This is a genomic window from Clostridium sp. OM05-9, assembly GCF_003481465.1.
In the GTDB taxonomy this organism is placed as follows: Bacteria; Bacillota; Clostridia; order Lachnospirales; family Lachnospiraceae; genus Coprococcus; species Coprococcus ammoniilyticus.
In genome coordinates this window covers 327,639-345,399 of the sequence record NZ_QULF01000004.1, presented here as the reverse complement: position 1 = coordinate 345,399, position 17,761 = coordinate 327,639, and the positions used below count along the sequence as shown (strand labels likewise).

10 protein-coding genes are annotated in these 17,761 nt (G+C 43.2%); 7 read left to right on the top strand and 3 right to left on the bottom strand.

The window, feature by feature from the left end; all coding sequences use genetic code 11:
• Window positions 1-20 precede the first annotated feature (20 nt).
• The gene (locus tag DXB77_RS08735; protein ID WP_182439463.1) at window positions 21-2,660 is read left to right on the top strand and encodes a YfhO family protein; all 2,640 of its coding nucleotides are present in this window, start codon (window positions 21-23) and stop codon (window positions 2,658-2,660) included.
• A gap of 45 nt (window positions 2,661-2,705) precedes the next feature.
• On the opposite strand, the gene DXB77_RS08730 is transcribed toward DXB77_RS08735, so the two are convergent.
• Complete coding sequence (locus DXB77_RS08730) at window positions 2,706-3,329, bottom strand: response regulator transcription factor (RefSeq protein WP_117808759.1); 624 nt, start codon at window positions 3,327-3,329, stop codon at window positions 2,706-2,708.
• On the bottom strand, window positions 3,326-4,423 hold the full coding sequence (locus tag DXB77_RS08725) for a histidine kinase (protein ID WP_118663045.1): 1,098 nt from the start codon (window positions 4,421-4,423) through the stop codon (window positions 3,326-3,328). The genes DXB77_RS08730 and DXB77_RS08725 overlap by 4 nt, the downstream gene beginning before the upstream one ends.
• A gap of 304 nt (window positions 4,424-4,727) precedes the next feature.
• Between DXB77_RS08725 and DXB77_RS08720 the strand changes: the two genes are divergently transcribed.
• From DXB77_RS08720 to DXB77_RS08710, 3 genes are read left to right on the top strand one after another with little or no spacing between them, the layout of a single operon-like run.
• Window positions 4,728-5,666 carry an ABC transporter ATP-binding protein gene (locus DXB77_RS08720; RefSeq protein WP_243100164.1) on the top strand — a complete coding sequence of 313 codons (939 nt, stop codon included), beginning with the start codon at window positions 4,728-4,730 and terminating at the stop codon, window positions 5,664-5,666.
• Between the two features lie 11 nt (window positions 5,667-5,677).
• A complete protein-coding gene (locus DXB77_RS08715) occupies window positions 5,678-6,811 on the top strand; it encodes an ABC transporter permease (RefSeq protein WP_182439462.1) in 1,134 nt (377 codons plus the stop codon).
• Complete coding sequence (locus DXB77_RS08710; protein ID WP_117808755.1) at window positions 6,798-7,952, top strand: ABC transporter permease; 1,155 nt, start codon at window positions 6,798-6,800, stop codon at window positions 7,950-7,952. The genes DXB77_RS08715 and DXB77_RS08710 overlap by 14 nt, the downstream gene beginning before the upstream one ends.
• Window positions 7,953-8,230: 278 nt before the next feature.
• On the opposite strand, the gene DXB77_RS08705 is transcribed toward DXB77_RS08710, so the two are convergent.
• Window positions 8,231-9,457: an argininosuccinate synthase gene (locus tag DXB77_RS08705; protein ID WP_021944730.1), complete on the bottom strand. Its 1,227-nt coding sequence runs from the start codon at window positions 9,455-9,457 to the stop codon at window positions 8,231-8,233.
• Between the two features lie 201 nt (window positions 9,458-9,658).
• Here DXB77_RS08705 and DXB77_RS08695 point away from each other — a divergent pair, with 201 nt between their 5' ends.
• From DXB77_RS08695 to gltB, 3 genes are all read left to right on the top strand, one after another.
• Entirely contained in the window at window positions 9,659-11,485 is a 1,827-nt protein-coding gene (locus DXB77_RS08695; protein WP_182439461.1) for an LCP family protein, read from the top strand.
• Window positions 11,486-11,592: 107 nt separating this feature from the next.
• Window positions 11,593-12,888 carry a glycoside hydrolase family 3 protein gene (locus tag DXB77_RS08690; RefSeq protein ID WP_182439460.1) on the top strand — a complete coding sequence of 432 codons (1,296 nt, stop codon included), beginning with the start codon at window positions 11,593-11,595 and terminating at the stop codon, window positions 12,886-12,888.
• A 323-nt stretch (window positions 12,889-13,211) separates the two neighbouring features.
• Window positions 13,212-17,759 (top strand): glutamate synthase large subunit, encoded by a 4,548-nt coding sequence (gene gltB, locus DXB77_RS08685; RefSeq protein WP_117785160.1) that lies wholly within the window; start codon window positions 13,212-13,214, stop codon window positions 17,757-17,759.
• Window positions 17,760-17,761: the final 2 nt, after the last annotated feature.

Here is a 17,761-nt window from a genome sequence, read left to right as displayed (position 1 = left end):
AGTGAATGGATGTAAGAGATATGTTGAGGCAGATGAATGTAAAAGATAATTATAACGATGCTCAGACAACTCAGAAGAACAGAAGGTACATGCATGGTATGATGTACCTTCTGTTGTTTCTGTTTTGTCTGGGCTTTTATATTGTAAATATGATAATAAACGGACAGTATCCATTTGGAAGCCACAGCTTTCTGTATCAGGATGCATATGATCAGTATACAGGAATGCTGCAGACCTTTCTGGAATGGCTGCATTCCGGAGATAAAAGTACCTTTTTGTGGGATCATGGTCTGGGAATGGACATGCTTTTAAATATGTTTTATTACTGTATGAGCCCGTTTAATATCATAGCAGTAATATGCGGATCCGGACATGTGGAGCTGGCAATGGTTATTATGATCGTTGTCAAAGCTTCTCTGCTTGCTCCTTCGGGACTGTATTTTTTCAGACGTACAGAGTTGAAACGGTATGCAGATGAAGAAACTGGTCGTGGCTGGCAGACAGCAGTTGAAATTGTTTTGTCTCTGTCGTATGCACTGTGCGGATTTGTGCTGGTATATGAGCACAATGTAATCTGGCTGGATGGTCTGATCCTTGTACCGTTTCTTGCGATCGCAGTAGAACGGATGGCTGCCGGTAAGGGAAAGATTGCTTATACAGTGCTGCTTGCGGTTGGATTTATCGTGAATTTTTATTTTGCCTTTTATCTGTGCCTGTTTATCGTGCTGTATTTCCTGTTACAGGACTGGAAAACTCTTCGTGAATTTGGCAGGGGGATTCTACGGTTTCTGATCTGGTCCGTTATCGCAGGGATGATCGCAGGTGTGGTACTGGTTCCTGCTTTTTATGCAGTGTTGCATTTGTCCGGGGCAGGAAGTATGGATGATAAGCTGCCGTGGTATCAGCTTGGTAATATCGGTAATTTTATCAATTCATTTTACCCGTTGAATAAGGTGACGACAGGCAATCTGTTTAATCATAATAATTATTGTGGCACACTGATTGTATTGCTGGTGATCCTGTTGTTCTTTATGAAGAAGATAGAATGGACCTGGAAGCTCCGGTATCTGACAGTTCTGATATTTCTTGCATTTGCAATGAATCAGGCAGGACTGAATTATGTGCTTCATGGATTCGCAGTTACACACGGTATGGGAAATCGTTTTGCATTTATCTGGACGTTTTTGCTGCTTGGGGCAGCCTATGTATGTCTGTTGAATATAAAGAAGATCCGGATGTGGCAGGCAGGAGCAGCATTTGGAAGCTGCCTTGTATTGTTTCTGCTGGAGCTGTTCTTCAATCGCGATGAAACAAATCCAAATTCCTATGTAGCGGTACTCATATTTATCGTTGCTTATTTTGGTTTGTTTGTCTTTGTACTCCGGAAAAGCATCAAATGGAAGACCTTTTATATATGGGTGGTCAGCCTTTGGATCATAGAGCTGGTGTTAAATGGCAGCTATGTACTGAGTGCAAAGGGAAATAACAGAAGTCTTACAGATGATATAAAACAGACATCCAGGGAAACAGCATATGCAGAATGTGATCTGGAAGCCGGAGAACGTAAGACGGCATTGTATTCCTATGATAATCTGCAGTTATCAAATACAAACTGCTATTCCTCCATGGCAAATGGTTCTGCCATTGATTCCTTTGCTAGTCTTGGATTATCACATTATCAGAATATAGAGTATACCTACAGAAGAACGACTCCGGTTACAGCACTGATGTATAATGTCCGGTATATTATGACAAATGAATTAGGAGCAGCAGGTGGATATCATATGGTGGCAGCACCGGATGGAACATATGGATATCTGTATGAGGCGGATGCTCTTGCAGGGATGGGCTTCCTTCTGGATGAGGACATTCTGAACTGGAGTGGAGAGAAGAGTGCAGCCGAAAATCAGAATGAACTGGTAATGCTTGGAATGGATCAGCCGGAACTGGAAGATCTGTTTGAGAAGAAGACTCTTACAGATGATATGATCTCATTTACCGGCCTGGATGCAGCAAAGCAGGGCGATGGTGTCTATGCTTATACAGCTCAGGCGGATATTGCAACCTCCATGATAGTTTCCTATAAAGCAGAACAGGCAGAGGATCTGTATGTAGAGTGTTCGGACACAAGACTGCAGGGTGTTGATGTTTATGTGAATGATCAGCAGGTTGTGAGTTCGGTTTATCCGGAATCAGCAGGCATGATACATATTGGAAATGTAAATGCCGGAGATGAGGTTAAGCTGCGGTTTGCTACGGCTGCTGTTAGGAATGAGTCGGGCATAAAGACAGTTGCCTTGTATGCGATAAATGAGGAAACGGTTCAGGCATTTAAAGAGTATGTGTTAAAGAATACAATGGAATTTGATGGGTATGATGGCAATTGCTTAAATGGGCATATAACAGCGGACAAGGCTGGAATCCTGTATTTGGCGGTTCCGTACAATGAAGGCTTTACGGCTGCTGTAGATGGGAAAAAGGTAGCTCCTGTAAAGATTGGAACCGGCTTGATGGGCGTTTCGGTAGAAGCAGGGGAACATGTGATTACACTGACCTATCATACACCATATCTGATGGCGGGCATATGTCTGTCTGCGATTGGAATATTAATATTGGCAGGATATTTGATTATCCGTCGAAAAAAATCATCCGATAAATAATGGACATAAATTATTTGCTTATAAAATGCAGATTTTGAAAACAGATTATAATAAATTCTTATAATAAAAACAGGCAACCTGAGTGCGGTCGCGCAGGTCAAGCTTCATAAGGATATTACTGAGATAATTGCGGACGGTTCCTTCCGAGAGGAAGAGCTGCTCTGCAATTTCTTTGTTATTCAGACCATCGGCAATCAGCCGGATCAGTTCAAATTCCTTTTCCGTAAGATTGTAGGACGGATAATCAAAACGATCTTCAGCCTGTAACAGGGTAGGGATCTTGTTCATGATCTCATTTCCAAAAACAGTTTGTCCGTTGTGTACGGCGGTGATCGCAGATGCAACGGTCTCAAAATCCTGTTTTAAGATGTAACCCTTTGCGCCGGTCCGGATGGCTTTGATGATATAGTCATCATCGGCGAAGGTAGTAAGTAACAGAATCTTTGCGTCAGGGTGTCCGGTGATGATCTCTTTCGATGCGGTCAGACCATCCATGCCCTCCATACGGATATCCATTAACAGAACATCGGGGATGTAAGTATCGTACAGGGAGATGGCGTCGTGACCATTTGCTCCGGTCGCAAGTACGGTAATATCTGAGTAGGATTCTAAGATGATCTTTAATGATGCGCTGACAAATGCATCATCATCAACAATTATAATATTCATGCAGTTCTATCTCCTTTTTGTGTATGCTTTGGAATACTGACAAACAGGCGGAATCCGGAATTGGTTGTGATCTGTAAAGTACCGGATAAGGATTGGACTCGTTCCCGGATGTTGGTAAGTCCGATACCAGGGGTGTCTGTAAGGTGAATGTCTGTTCCGTTGTCATGAATCGTCAACTGATAGAACCCCGGATGTTCCCGGATCAGAATCGAGAGCTGATCGCCGTTACTGTGCTTTACTGCATTTGTGATCGCTTCTTTGGCAATACTGATAAGACAGTACTTGATATCCTTTGGAACAATGTTGCTCATATCATATTCAAATGAAGTATGAAAGCCTGTTATATCATTTAACATATCCTGAATGGCAGCTTTCGTATCAATGGATTCATCGTGAAGATCGTGGACACTTGATCGTATACTGTTCATGGCAGTATCCAGCGTAGTGCGGAGATCAGAAAGCGGATTTGTAAGGATTGGTTCTTTGTTGATCGTCTGGATTGCACCAACCTGGAGAATGGATCTGGTGAGCATGTGACCGACATTATCATGGATTTCTCTGGCGATACGATTTCTCTCTTTCAGGGTTGCAGTATAGATCCTGTTATCCTGTTCCTTCCGGATCATACGGATTCGTTCTTTTGCCAGAAGTTCATTTGTCTCCGATGTATCTGTAAGGTGCTTCATCTGTTGATGAAGGGTGGCAAGCTCTGTGGTCAGATATCCGTATAACATGCTGCACAGACAGAGAACACATATTAAAAGAAGTGTTTCTACAGAAAATTTTGTTGTAGCCAGAATGATAGCAAGGATCCCGATGGGAGCAGTATAACAGACCGGCCGTCTGCTCAGATAGAAGCAGAAAAGCGGAAGAAATACAACAAGTTCAGGAATCATACAGCACAGAATAAATATGCCTGCATGGATAAGAGTCAGAGCTGCAGGTGAGAGTCTGTCGGCAATCAGTATTGTGCCAAAGGCAAGGATGATCGCAAGCAGGATATATATTACGCTGTGCGTGGATATCGAAAAAGTGTGAATACACATAATACAGCATATTACAAATATAAGCAGTCGTGTCAGGATTTGCTTCATAACTTCCCCTTGTATATAGACAGGTCACGCGGATGTCAGGTAATTGCGTGAACCGGATCGGATTCATAAGTGACGATATTAGTATACCTGTTGAAAAATACAGCGTCAATTGACTAAAGATGAAAAACTCCGGATTTTAAAAGAATGTGACAAATGTCATATTACGGATGTGAAGATTGGCACTGAACAGAATTATCCTGGTATGATAGAATGACAGCATAACATGGAACATATGCGATGGGTTTCAGACGCGATGCCGGAAGAAACAATAGCATCCGAATAGAAAATGAATGAGGAGACAGTTATGGAATATGCGATTGAAGTAAAAGATCTGGTGAAACGATATAAAGATTTTGTAGCATTATCACACTTTGATCTGGAGGTGAAAGAGGGCGAGATCTTCGGCCTGCTTGGACCGAATGGGTCGGGCAAGACGACGACGATCAACTGTATCTTGTCGTTGCTTACATACGATCAGGGCGATGTCCGGGTATTTGGTAAGAAGATGACATCGACAAGCTACGATCTGAAACGGGAGATCGGTGTTGTAATGCAGAATGTGGCTGTATTTGATGAAATGACGGTATATGAGAATATCGATTATTTCTGTGGGCTGTATATCAGGGATAAAGAGACAAGAAAACAGTATGTAGAGGATGCCATTGCATTTGTCGAGCTTCAGGACTATAAGAAGTTCCTGCCGAAAAAGCTGTCAGGAGGACTTCTCAGACGATTAAATATTGCATGTGGAATTGCACACAAACCAAAGCTGATCTTTTTTGATGAACCGACGGTGGCGGTAGATCCGCAGAGCAGGAACAAGATCTTAGAGGGAATTGTCGAGCTTAATAAGAAAGGCGCAACGATCATTTACACTTCTCATTACATGGAAGAGGTAGAACAGATCTGTAGCCGTATATTGATCATGGATAAAGGCCAAAAGGTCGCTCTTGGCACGAAGGAAGAACTGAAAAAAATGATAAAGAAGACGGAGAGTATCTTCATAGAAGCTCCGGCACTGACAGATGAACAACTGCTGGAGCTGAAACAGCTTCCGCATGTGTATGACAGTTCATACCAGGATGGAATGTTGAAACTGATCTACTCCGGTGGAGATCACAATCTGATCCGGGTTATGGAATATATGAAGGAGCATGCGGTATTGTTTGGAAAAGTATATACTGAGCTTCCGAGTCTGAACGATGTGTTCCTTGAGATCACCGGAAAGACACTTCGGGATTAGGAGGGATGGATATGTTTTGGCATAATTTTAAATATGCAGGTAAGATGCTGATAAAAGGCAAAGATACACTGTTTTGGACGATACTGTTTCCGATCGCATTATTCACATTCATGTACATGGCATTTGGAAATATCATGGAAAAGGATGAAATGTTTAAAGATATCCCGGTCGCGGTTGTGAGGGATGGCGAGAACGATACGGCCCTTATGATGGTACTGTCTACGCTCTCCATGGACGGCGAAAATAAACGGATCGACATGGAGGTGCTTAGCGAGAAAGAAGCACTTCAGAAGTTAAAGGATGAAGAAGTGACCGGTGTGATCTATACATCGGATGCAAGCCTGACTGTGAGACAGAGTGACACCAAGGAGTCGATCCTGGAATCCATTCTGAATCAGTATAAGCAGATGGAACAGATGTATCTGAATCTGATGCAGAAGAATCCGGAGGCTGCACCGGAGATCATTCAGAAGGCAGTGCAGAGTGATGCGGTATATTATGAAGAGATTTCTACATCGGACGGATGCCAGAATGAGTATTATAATTATTTCTATGCAGTGCTTGCTATGAGCTGTCTGTTTTCTTCTTTTGCCGGAATCACAAGAATGCACAAGCTGCAGGCAAATGAAAGTGCGCTTGGAATGCGTCGTTGTCTGTCACCGAATCCTAAACTTGTGACTGTTCTGGCGGAGTATCTAGCATTACTGCTGGTTCAGTTTACCGCAGAGGTTATTACTGTGATCTATATGCGGCTGTTCGGTGTACAGTTTGGTACGAAATATCCGGCTATTTTACTGGTGCTTTTTATTGCATGTAATATCGGTATTGCCGGGGGAATGCTGCTTGGTTCCTGGTCAAAATGCTCATATGGAGGAAAGATTGGAATTGCGGTAGCGGCCAGCCTGACGTTCTCTTTTATGGCGGATCTGATGGTTCATGGAATTAAAAACAGTATTGAAGATAAACTTCCGATTCTGAACCGGATCAATCCGGCAGTGTTGGTAACGGACTGCCTTTATGCACTCAATGTATACGATAATTACGATCGTTATTTCAGAAATATCCTGATCTTAACCGGTATGGCTGTCTGTTTGCTTGGAGCGAGTATTCTGGTCTTAAGGAGGAACAAATATGCAAGTGTTTAAATCCTATTTTAAAATCTTAAATAAGAAAAAAGGCTCAATGCTGATGTATATTGGGATCTTTGCAGGCATTATATTTGGATTTATATTGCCAAATTCCGGTAAAACAGAAGATGAATATAAAAGCATGAAGTGTAAATTCGCCTGGTTTGATTATGACCAGACGGCAGAAAGTGAAGAACTGTTTTCGTATCTGGATCATGCACATAAACATGCTGAATTAAAAACAGATACAACGGAAGCGATGCAGGACAGTCTGTTTAACCGGAATACAGACTGTATCGTCCGCATTAAAAAGGGTTATGCGGATCATCTGGATAAGGAAGATCTGTCCGATTATATCGAGATCGTTGCAATTCCGAACCGGAGCAAGGTGGAACTGTTTGAATCGGACGTGAATAAATACATCTCTTATCTGAATGCATATTTTGCAGCCGGATATGACCGGGCGGAGGCAGCAGCTCAGGTAAATGAACTGTTTCAGATCAGAACGAATGTAACAATGACAACCGAAGACCATGGCGGAAAACATAGTACGAGATATACATTTTTCAGTTATCTGGGCTGGATATTTGTGGTCATGATGATCGAAGGTGTAAGTCCGGTATTGATCGTATATGACAAAAAAGAATTAAGAGAACGGATCGCAAGCTCGGCATATAAATATTCCAATATGACAAAAGAAATCCTTCTCGGTACGATTGTAACAGGATTTCTTGGATGTGCTGTATTTGCGGTTGGAGGATGCTTTGTATTCAGAAAAGAAATGTTTACGGCAGCAGGACTTGGGAATCTGCTCAATATGGTCTGCTACATGTTTGTAGCCATGGCGCTTGCCTTTCTTGCAAGTAAGATTGCTCGAAACGAGGAAGGTTTCAGTATGATCGGCAATATAGTGTCCCTTGGTATGGCGTTCCTGTCTGGCATCTTTGTTCCGGTGGAATTCCTTGGAGCAGGGGTCATTAAGCTGGCACATTTTCTTCCGGCTTACTGGTATGTCAAAGTCGTTGATCTTCTGGACTATGAGGCAAAGATACCATCGGAAGCATTCGTATATATGGGGATCGAGGTGCTCTTTGCAGCCGCCATCATCACAATCGCAATCGTGATCGACCGTGCCAGAAACCACCGCCTGGTGGCGTGAAAATATCTAAAAAAATGGAAGCGGTATTCCTGTTGTGAAGGAAACATATCTGGAAATCGATATATAAAACAAAATGGGAAATAGCATTACTATTATGAAGCAAGCCTTTTTTAACGCCGGTTCTTAGCGAGTCGCCATGGGCGAGGAGCTTAGTACCGTTGCGTTAAAATAGAGTGCGAACGACTTGCGGAATAATATGTAATGTATTTCCCATTTTATTTCAAAGATTTACGGAAGAAATTTCCTTTATAACAGGAATGCCGCTTCTATTTCAACTATTATTTGTCGTTGTTCTTGTTCTTCTCGTTCATCATTGCGCGGACTTTCATGGACAGGCCGAACAGGTTGATGAATCCGGTTGCATCCTTATGGTCATACAGCTCACCGGTAGTGAAGCTTGCAAGACTCTCAGAATACAGAGAATATGGAGAAGTTGTTCCGGCTTTGATGATATTTCCCTTGTACAGTCTCATCTTAACCTGACCGGTAACTGTCTCCTGTGTCTTTTCAACAAATGCCTGAAGTGATTCACGAAGAGGGCAGAACCACTTTCCTTCGTATACAAGATCGGCAAACTTGGTTGCTACGAGCTTCTTGTATGCAAGTGTTTCACGATCCAGAGTCAGCTCCTCTAACTGCTTGTGAGCTTCCATCAGAATTGTTCCGCCGGGAGTCTCATAAACACCACGGGACTTCATGCCGACAACACGGTTCTCAACGATATCGATAATACCGATACCATGCTTTCCGCCTAAACGATTTAATTCACGAATGATATCAGAAACTTTCATCTTTGTACCGTTAATAGCAGTTGGGATACCCTTTTCAAAATCAAGTGTCAGATATTCATCCTCATCCGGTGCCTTTTCAGGGGTAACACCGAGAACCAGAAGATCATCGTAGTTTGGTTCGTTTGCAGGATTCTCCAGTTCCAGACCTTCATGGCTGATGTGCCAGATATTACGGTCACGGCTGTAAGAATGAGCAGCATCAAATGGAAGATTAATACCATGTGCCTGACAGTATGCGATCTCCGCATCCCGGGAATCCAGCTTCCATTCCGGCTGTCTCCATACAGCGATAACCTTGATGTCAGGAGCAAGAGCCTTAATTGAAAGCTCAAATCTTAACTGATCATTTCCTTTTCCTGTTGCACCATGACAGATCGCAACAGCACCTTCCTTACGTGCAACCTCAACTAATTTCTTAGCGATCAGAGGTCTTGCAAAAGAAGTACCAAGTAAATATTTATTCTCATATACAGCATCTGCCTGAACGGTTGGCATGATGTATTCATCACACAATTCATCAACAACATCCAGAATGTATAACTTGGAAGCTCCTGAATATTTTGCTCTTTCGTCCAGCCCTTCCAGTTCACTTTCCTGTCCTACATCGATGCAGGCGCAGATAACATCGTAATCATAAGTTTCTTTTAACCAAGGGATGATAGCTGTTGTATCAAGACCACCTGAGTATGCAAGAACAACTTTGTCTTTTGCCATTTCTAAATCCTCCTTAAATTCATAAAGTTTTACCTGCAAATAAATATATAACGGTAATGAATATTATGCAAGTATTTTTGGAAAATGCTGGTCTGAAAATCGGACTTTGAAAGGAATATTGGTTGTAAATTGCACTTTTTTATTGTATCATGTAAATAATAATGTCGTAAAATAAGTTGCAGAGAGGATGTCTTTATTTATATGGATAAGAAGACTACACAATTCGATCAACGTCTATCCGAATATCGGGACAGACTGTTACAACGGAATAAGGAAATGACGACTGACGATGATGACCGGATCGATGCGATCATCAATGGAAGTGCAGATACAGAGGAAATGGAGGCTCCTGCGGGTATGAATGAGATACAGGAGCAGTCGGAGGCATCGGAGAAGGAAGATACACAGAGAGCGCCGGAACCGGTGTCGGAATCGTATAAAGAGTATGCGGACAAGCTGGAATCTGTATTACAGGAAGTCGGCGTATCAAAGAAACCGGAGAAAAAGGAAGAAAATAAAAAAGAAGAGAAGAAAATTGAAAAGAAAGCTGAAAAGAAAAATGATATTGAAGCTGCGGCAGAACGGGAACGGAAACGGCTGGCAAGAAAGAATGCAGGACTTGACCAAGAAGAGACTTTGGAACTGACAGAAGAGCCGGAACCGGAAGAACCTGATTATGATGATGACTCTTCGGATGATTTTATGGAAGAAGATGGCGGACGCACATCAGCAGCCAAGGAGAATCTTCAGAATATATTGTTTGGCGCCGGCCGGGCATTTCAGAATCTGAAAAAGGAACAGGAAGAGAAAGAGGATAAGGACAGGGAACGGAAACAATCTGGAACTGTATCTGTTGTTAATCGTTGGCTGATCGTCGGAGTTGTCCTTTTGATTGTCTTTATCGTGCTGACGATAAGTTATATTGGAGCAAACAAATCATACAAATATAACCAGATGGATATCCGTCCGATTGCAGAATCAGACCTGACAGTGAATGATGGCGTGGAAGATGCAACGAAAGGATATACAATGATCGCATTGTATGGTGTGGATTCCAGAGACGCCAATCTGAATACAGGAACCAACAGTGATACGATCCTTCTTGTCAGTATCAATAATGACACAAAGGAAGTAAAGTTGGTATCCGTGTACAGAGATACATTGTTTGAGATCCAGGGTGAGACACCGGTTACACAGAAGGTAAATTACGCATATCAGTTGGGCGGAGCATTAATGTCAATTAACACACTGAACACGAATCTGGATCTGAAGATCACAGATTATATAACGGTAGATTTTAATGCGATGTCAAGCATCATCAATGCACTTGGTGGTGTGGAGATAACGATCGAAGAGGAAGAAGTCAACAGCCTGAATAAGAATCTGGCAGAACAGATCGCAATATCAGGAGAATACTCCAATGGTGTTCATTCTGCGGGGAAACAGCTCCTGAATGGTCAGCAGGCAGTAGCCTATACCAGGATCCGGAGCAATGCAAAGGGTGATATTACCAGAACCGAACGACAGAGAATCGTTCTGTTAGGTCTGATCAGCAAGCTGGGAAATGCAGGAACCGATACGATCCGCAATCTGCTGGATGTATCCTTTAGCTGTATCTCTACCAGTCTTACAAAGACAGAGGCGGAGGAGCTTGCGAAGAATGTTGCTTCTTACAAGATCACAGGCAATACGGGCTTTCCATTTGCCTACAGCTTCGCATCCCTTGAGGATAAGGGCAGTGTGATCGTGCCTGCAGATATGGCGGCAAATGTAACAGCACTTCATGCATGGCTGTATGGAGACAGCGGATATTCGGTATCGACAACGGCGGCTGCGATCAGTAAAACGATTGCTGATGAAACCGGTGTGGCATCAGCAGGCAGCATTGATATCGAGCAGGCGGTCAGTGAAGTTACGACTGAGTCGACGGAGTCTGCTTCAGAAGCTGGAAACGGTACAGAAGAAGATGATTCATCGGATGTGAAGACGATCACAACACCTCCGGAGGGTATGATAGAAAATGAATAGTCGGCAGATGCCGGGTAAATAGATTCAGACAGAGAACCTGAGAACTGTATCCGATGCGGTTTTCAGGTTCTTTTTCACAAGAACAAAGAAAGGCAGGTGTCATGCATATGAGAAAACGATGGTGGATATCCGGTATCCTGACCGTTGTTCTGACAGCAGGATTTGGAGCCGGGAATGCCGGAAATGGTAATCAACAACTGAATAGGGTAGAGCAGGATGCAATCACCCATGTATGTGCGGAAGAGCTTCCGGATGAAGAAACAGAGATCGTTCCGTTTCGTGGAAGAGAAAGCTATATCCTGTCAGAGTGGGAGCTGGAAACAGAAGGTAAGCTGGAACAGGCAGCTATGGTAAAACAGTACATATCTACGATGACACTGCGGGAGAAGGTGTGCCAGATGATCATTGCCGATCCGGAGAATCTGGTCACAACACATGATGTCACAAAAGTGGATGTGGAAATGAAACAGGCACTTGCAGACTATCCGGTAGGCGGGATTATGCTGAAGTCCAGAAATATCGAAAGCAAAAAGCAATTAAAGAAGTTGATTAAAAATTTGCAGAAGCAATCGGAAATCGCATTATTCCTTGCGGTAGATGAAGAAGGTGGAAATGTCAGCCGGGTACTGTCGAACCTCGGAAACCGGGAAGGCGGGACGATCGATCCGATGTATGAATATAAGGATGATGGTACGGATACGGCATTTGAAAATGCGAGGGAGCTTGGGAGCAATCTGGCATATTATGGGTTTAATCTGGATTTCGCACCGGTGGCTGATGTGTGGTCGAATCCTAAGAATACCGTGATCGGAAAACGGGCATACAGTGATGATTATGAACAGGCGGCGGAGCTGATTCCGTATGCAGTGGAGGGCTTTCATGCCGGTGGCGTGATGTGTACCCTGAAGCATTTTCCGGGACACGGGGATACCGTTGAGGATTCCCATTATGGAACGGCGTATGTAAGGGCAACGCTGAAAGAACTGGAAACGCAGGAGTTTGTTCCGTTTCGGGCAGGAATCCGGGCAGGGGCCGATTGTGTTATGATCGGGCATCTGGTAGTACCTGACATATCAGATCAGCCGGCGGATCTTTCGGAAACACTGGTTACAGACTGTCTGCGAAACGAGCTGGCCTTTCATGGATTGATCATCACAGACTCCTTTCAGATGGAAGCGATCACGGATCATTATGAACCGGGAGAAGCTGCGGTGCGGGCAATCCAGGCAGGTGTGGATCTGATCCTTGAACCGGAAGACCTTGGGGAAACGGTTGAAGGGATTCTGACTGCATCAGACAAGGGAGAACTGACTGAGAAGCGGATCGATGAAAGCGTGGAACGGATACTGATGGCAAAACAGGTAAATGGAATCCAGATGGATCATAAAATTGAGAAACAATAGTAACACAATTCAAAAATATGATAGAAAACGATGAAAACATCAAAAAGAAAATTATGAGTAAAAATGCAATTCATGGGAATAAAACCACATGAATTGCATTTTTAAATATACAAATATAATAAATTGCAAATACAAAATACTTTATAAAATTAAGTTTGCAAACTATCTGACAATTTGACGAAAAAAGTTGTTTACAAACGGAAAAAAAGATAGTATGATTACAAATCATAAAAAGCACAGAGCTGTATTTGAGAAATACTATCAGATGATCGGGCAGTAGGATCTCAACAGGCACTGACAATAAGTTGGAAAGGAAAACGAGCATGGAAGATAACAGAAACGTAGCAAATCCAGGGTTATACCGTGAAGAATATGAACATGATAACTGTGGTATCGGTGCCGTTGTGAATATCAAGGGCATTAAGACACATGAGACCGTAAATAATGCGTTAAAGATTGTTGAAAATCTGGAACACAGAGCAGGAAAAGATGCAGAAGGAAAAACCGGTGACGGTGTAGGTATCCTTCTTCAGATCTCACACAAATTTTTCAGAAAAACCGTTGCAGAACTTGGATATGATCTGGGTAAGGAACGGGATTATGGTGTTGGTATGTTTTTCTTTCCACAGGATGAACTGTCAAGAAAACAGGCAATGAAGATGTTTGAGGTTATTGTTGAGAAAGAAGGACTGGAGTTCTTATGCTGGAGAATGGTTCCGACGACTCCGGGTATCCTCGGTAAGAAAGCTATTGATGTTATGCCATGTATCATGCAGGCGTTTATCAAGAGACCGGCAACCGTAAAAGCAGGACTTGATTTTGACCGGAAGCTGTATTTTGTCAGAAGAATATTTGAAGAAAGTAACGATGATACCTATGTGCCATCACTTTCCAGCAAGACGATCGTATATAAAGGTATGTTCTTAGTTGGAGAGCTTCGTAAGTTCTATAACGACCTTCAGGATCCGGATTATGAATCAGCAATCGGACTTGTACATTCAAGATTCTCAACGAATACAACGCCTAGCTGGCTTCGTGCACATCCATACCGTTATCTTTGTCACAATGGTGAGATCAATACGATCCGTGGAAATGAAGATAAGATGATCGCCAGAGAAGAGACAATGGAATCCACGATCATGCAGGATGAGATGTACAAGGTTATGCCTGTACTTGATCCAAATGGTTCCGATTCCGCCAGACTGGATAACTGTCTGGAGTTCCTGGTATTAAATGGCATTCCGCTTCCACTTGCCGTTATGATCACGATTCCGGAGCCTTGGGAGAATGACCGATTTATGAGTCAGGAGAAAAAGGACTTCTATCAGTATTATGCAACGATGATGGAACCTTGGGACGGACCTGCATCGATCCTGTTCACAGACGGAGATATCATGGGTGCAGTGCTCGACCGTAACGGACTCAGACCTTCCAGATATTATATAACAGATGATGATTACCTGATCCTTTCCTCAGAGGTTGGTGTATTAGAGGTCGATCCGTCAAAGATCGTAAAGAAGGATCGTTTAAGACCGGGACGTATGCTTTTAGTTGATACGGTAAACGGCCGTCTGATCTCTGATGATGAGATCAAAGAAAAATATGCAAAAGCAAAACCATATGGTGAATGGCTCGACAGTAATCTGGTCAAGTTAAATGACCTGAAGATCCCGAACATCCGTGTAGAGGAATATACCGATGAAGAACGGGCAAAGCTTCAGAAAGCATTTGGTTATACATTTGAGGACTTTAAGAATACGATCTATCCAATGGCTGAAAAAGGTGCAGAAGCGATCAGTGCAATGGGAACGGATACTCCGCTTGCTGTACTTTCAAACAGTGACAAGCCATTGTTTAACTATTTCAAACAGTTATTTGCTCAGGTAACGAATCCTCCGATTGATGCGATCCGTGAGGAGATCGTTACATCAACTTCCGTATATCTTGGAAAGGATGGCAACATTCTGGAAGAGAAGCCGGAAAACTGTCATGTATTAAAGATCCATAATCCAATCCTTACAAATACTGATATTTTAAAGATCAAGAACATGAAGGTAGAAGGATTGAAGGTCGGCGTTCTTCCAATCCTTTACTATAAGAATACATCACTGGAAAAAGCGTTAGACCGGTTGTTCGTAGAAGCAGACAAGCTGTACCGTGATGGTGTAAATATCCTGATCCTGTCAGACCGTGGTGTCGATGAAACACATGTTGCGATTCCTTCCTTATTAGCAGTTTCGGCTATGCAGAAGCATCTGGTAAGGACCAAGAAGAGAACTTCGGTTGCAATCATTCTGGAGAGTGCCGATCCTAGAAATGTGCATCATTTTGCAACCCTGCTTGGTTACGGTGCCTGTGCTGTCAACCCATATCTGGCAATTGAGACGATCAAACAGATGGTAGACAGTCATCTGTTAAATAAGGATTTCAATGCGGCTGTTGATGATTACAATGCAGCGATCATGCATGGCATCGTAAAGATCGCATCCAAGATGGGCGTATCAACGATCCAGTCTTACATGGGATCCCAGATCTTTGAATGTATCGGACTTTCCAAAGAGGTCGTTGATAAATATTTCACAAATACAGTAAGCTGCGTAGGCGGTTCCGGTATCAAGGAGATCGAGAAGACAGTGGATGCCCTTCATTCATCTGCATTTGATCCGCTTGGCCTGGATACTAATCTTGCACTGACAAGCATCGGTGCACATAAGTTCAGAAGCGGTAAGGAAGAGCATCTGTATAATCCACAGACGATCTACCTGCTGCAGCAGGCGACCAGAAGAGGAGATTACAGCCTGTTCAAGCAATATACCGCATGTCTGGAAGATGAGACAAAACCATTCCATTTGAGAGGACTGATGGAATTCAAATATGCTGAGAATCCAATTCCGCTGGAAGAGGTAGAACCGGTAGAATCCATTGTAAAACGTTTCAAGACCGGAGCAATGAGTTATGGTTCCATTTCACAGGAAGCACATGAATGTATGGCGATCGCAATGAATACGATCGGTGGTAAATCCAATTCCGGTGAAGGTGGAGAGTCGATCGACCGATTAACAATAGGAAAAGACGGTAAGAACCGTTGCTCCGCGATCAAGCAGGTAGCATCTGGACGATTCGGTGTTACATCCAGATATCTGGTCAGCGCAAAAGAGATCCAGATCAAGATGGCACAGGGCGCAAAGCCGGGTGAAGGTGGACATCTTCCTGGTGGAAAGGTATATCCATGGATCGCAAAGACTCGGTTATCTACTCCGGGTGTCAGCCTGATCTCACCACCACCACATCATGATATTTATTCGATCGAGGATCTGGCACAGTTGATCTACGATTGCAAGAATGCAAACCGTGATGCAAGAATCTCTGTAAAACTGGTATCAGAAGCCGGTGTTGGTACAGTTGCAGCCGGTGTTGCAAAGGCAGGAGCACAGGTTATCCTCATCTCCGGTTACGATGGTGGTACCGGTGCAGCACCAAATAACTCCATTCATTATGCAGGACTTCCTTGGGAGCTTGGTCTGGCAGAGACACACCAGACATTGATCAAGAATGATCTTCGTAACAAGGTTATCCTTGAAACCGATGGTAAGCTGATGACCGGACGTGATGTTGCAATCGCAGCCATGCTTGGTGCAGAGGAATTCGGATTTGCAACAGCTCCGCTGGTAACCATGGGCTGTGTAATGATGCGGGTATGTAATCTGGATACCTGTCCGGTTGGTATCGCTACACAGAATCCGGAGCTTCGTAAGAGATTCAAAGGCAAACCGGAATATGTCATCAACTTTATGAAATTTATTGCAGAGGAGCTTCGTGAATATATGTCGAAGCTTGGTGTCAGAACGGTGGATGAACTGGTAGGACGTTCCGATTTGTTATATGCAGGAAAGGGAGCAGAGGACAGAAATGTTGATCTGTCACTGATCATCAATAATCCATATATTGACGCACCTCAGAATAAGATCAAATATAACGAGAAGCATCCATATGACTTCCAGCTTGAAAAGACGATCGATATGCGTGTTCTGTTAAAGAAACTTGGACCTGCTCTTGAAAAGGGACAGAAGAAGAGTATCGAGATCGATGTTGTGAATACCGATCGTTCCGTTGGTACGATCTTCGGATCAGAGATCACAAAGCGCTATGGAGATACCTTGGAGGATGATTCTTACCTTGTAAAATGTAATGGTGCAGGTGGACAGAGCTTTGGTGCATTTGTACCAAAGGGACTTACCTTAGAGCTTGTCGGAGACAGCAATGACTACTTCGGAAAAGGACTTTCCGGTGGTAAGCTGATCGTATATCCGCCACGTTCCGCAAAATTTGTCCATGAAGACAATATTATTATCGGTAATGTAGCACTTTACGGAGCAACCAGTGGCAAGGCATATATCAACGGCGTTGCCGGTGAGCGATTTGCAGTTCGTAACTCCGGAGCAACCGCAGTTGTTGAAGGTGTCGGCGATCATGGTTGTGAATATATGACAGGTGGTAAGGTGGTAGTCCTTGGACGCACCGGAAAGAACTTTGCAGCCGGCATGAGTGGTGGTATCGCATATGTTCTTGATATGGAGAATGACCTGTATAAGCGTCTGAATAAGGAAATGATCCATGTGGAAGCAGTATCCGACAAATATGAGATCGGTGAACTGAAGCAGATGATCATGGATCATGTAAATTATACAAATTCAGAGATTGGAAAACGAATCCTGGATAAGTTTAATGAGTATCTTCCAAAATTCAAGAAGATCATTCCAAAGGATTATGAGAAGATGATGAACACCATTGTTGCGATGGAAGAAAAGGGTTTGACCAGTGAACAGGCAACGATCGAAGCATTCTACAAGATTAAAAATGGAGGTAAATAGAT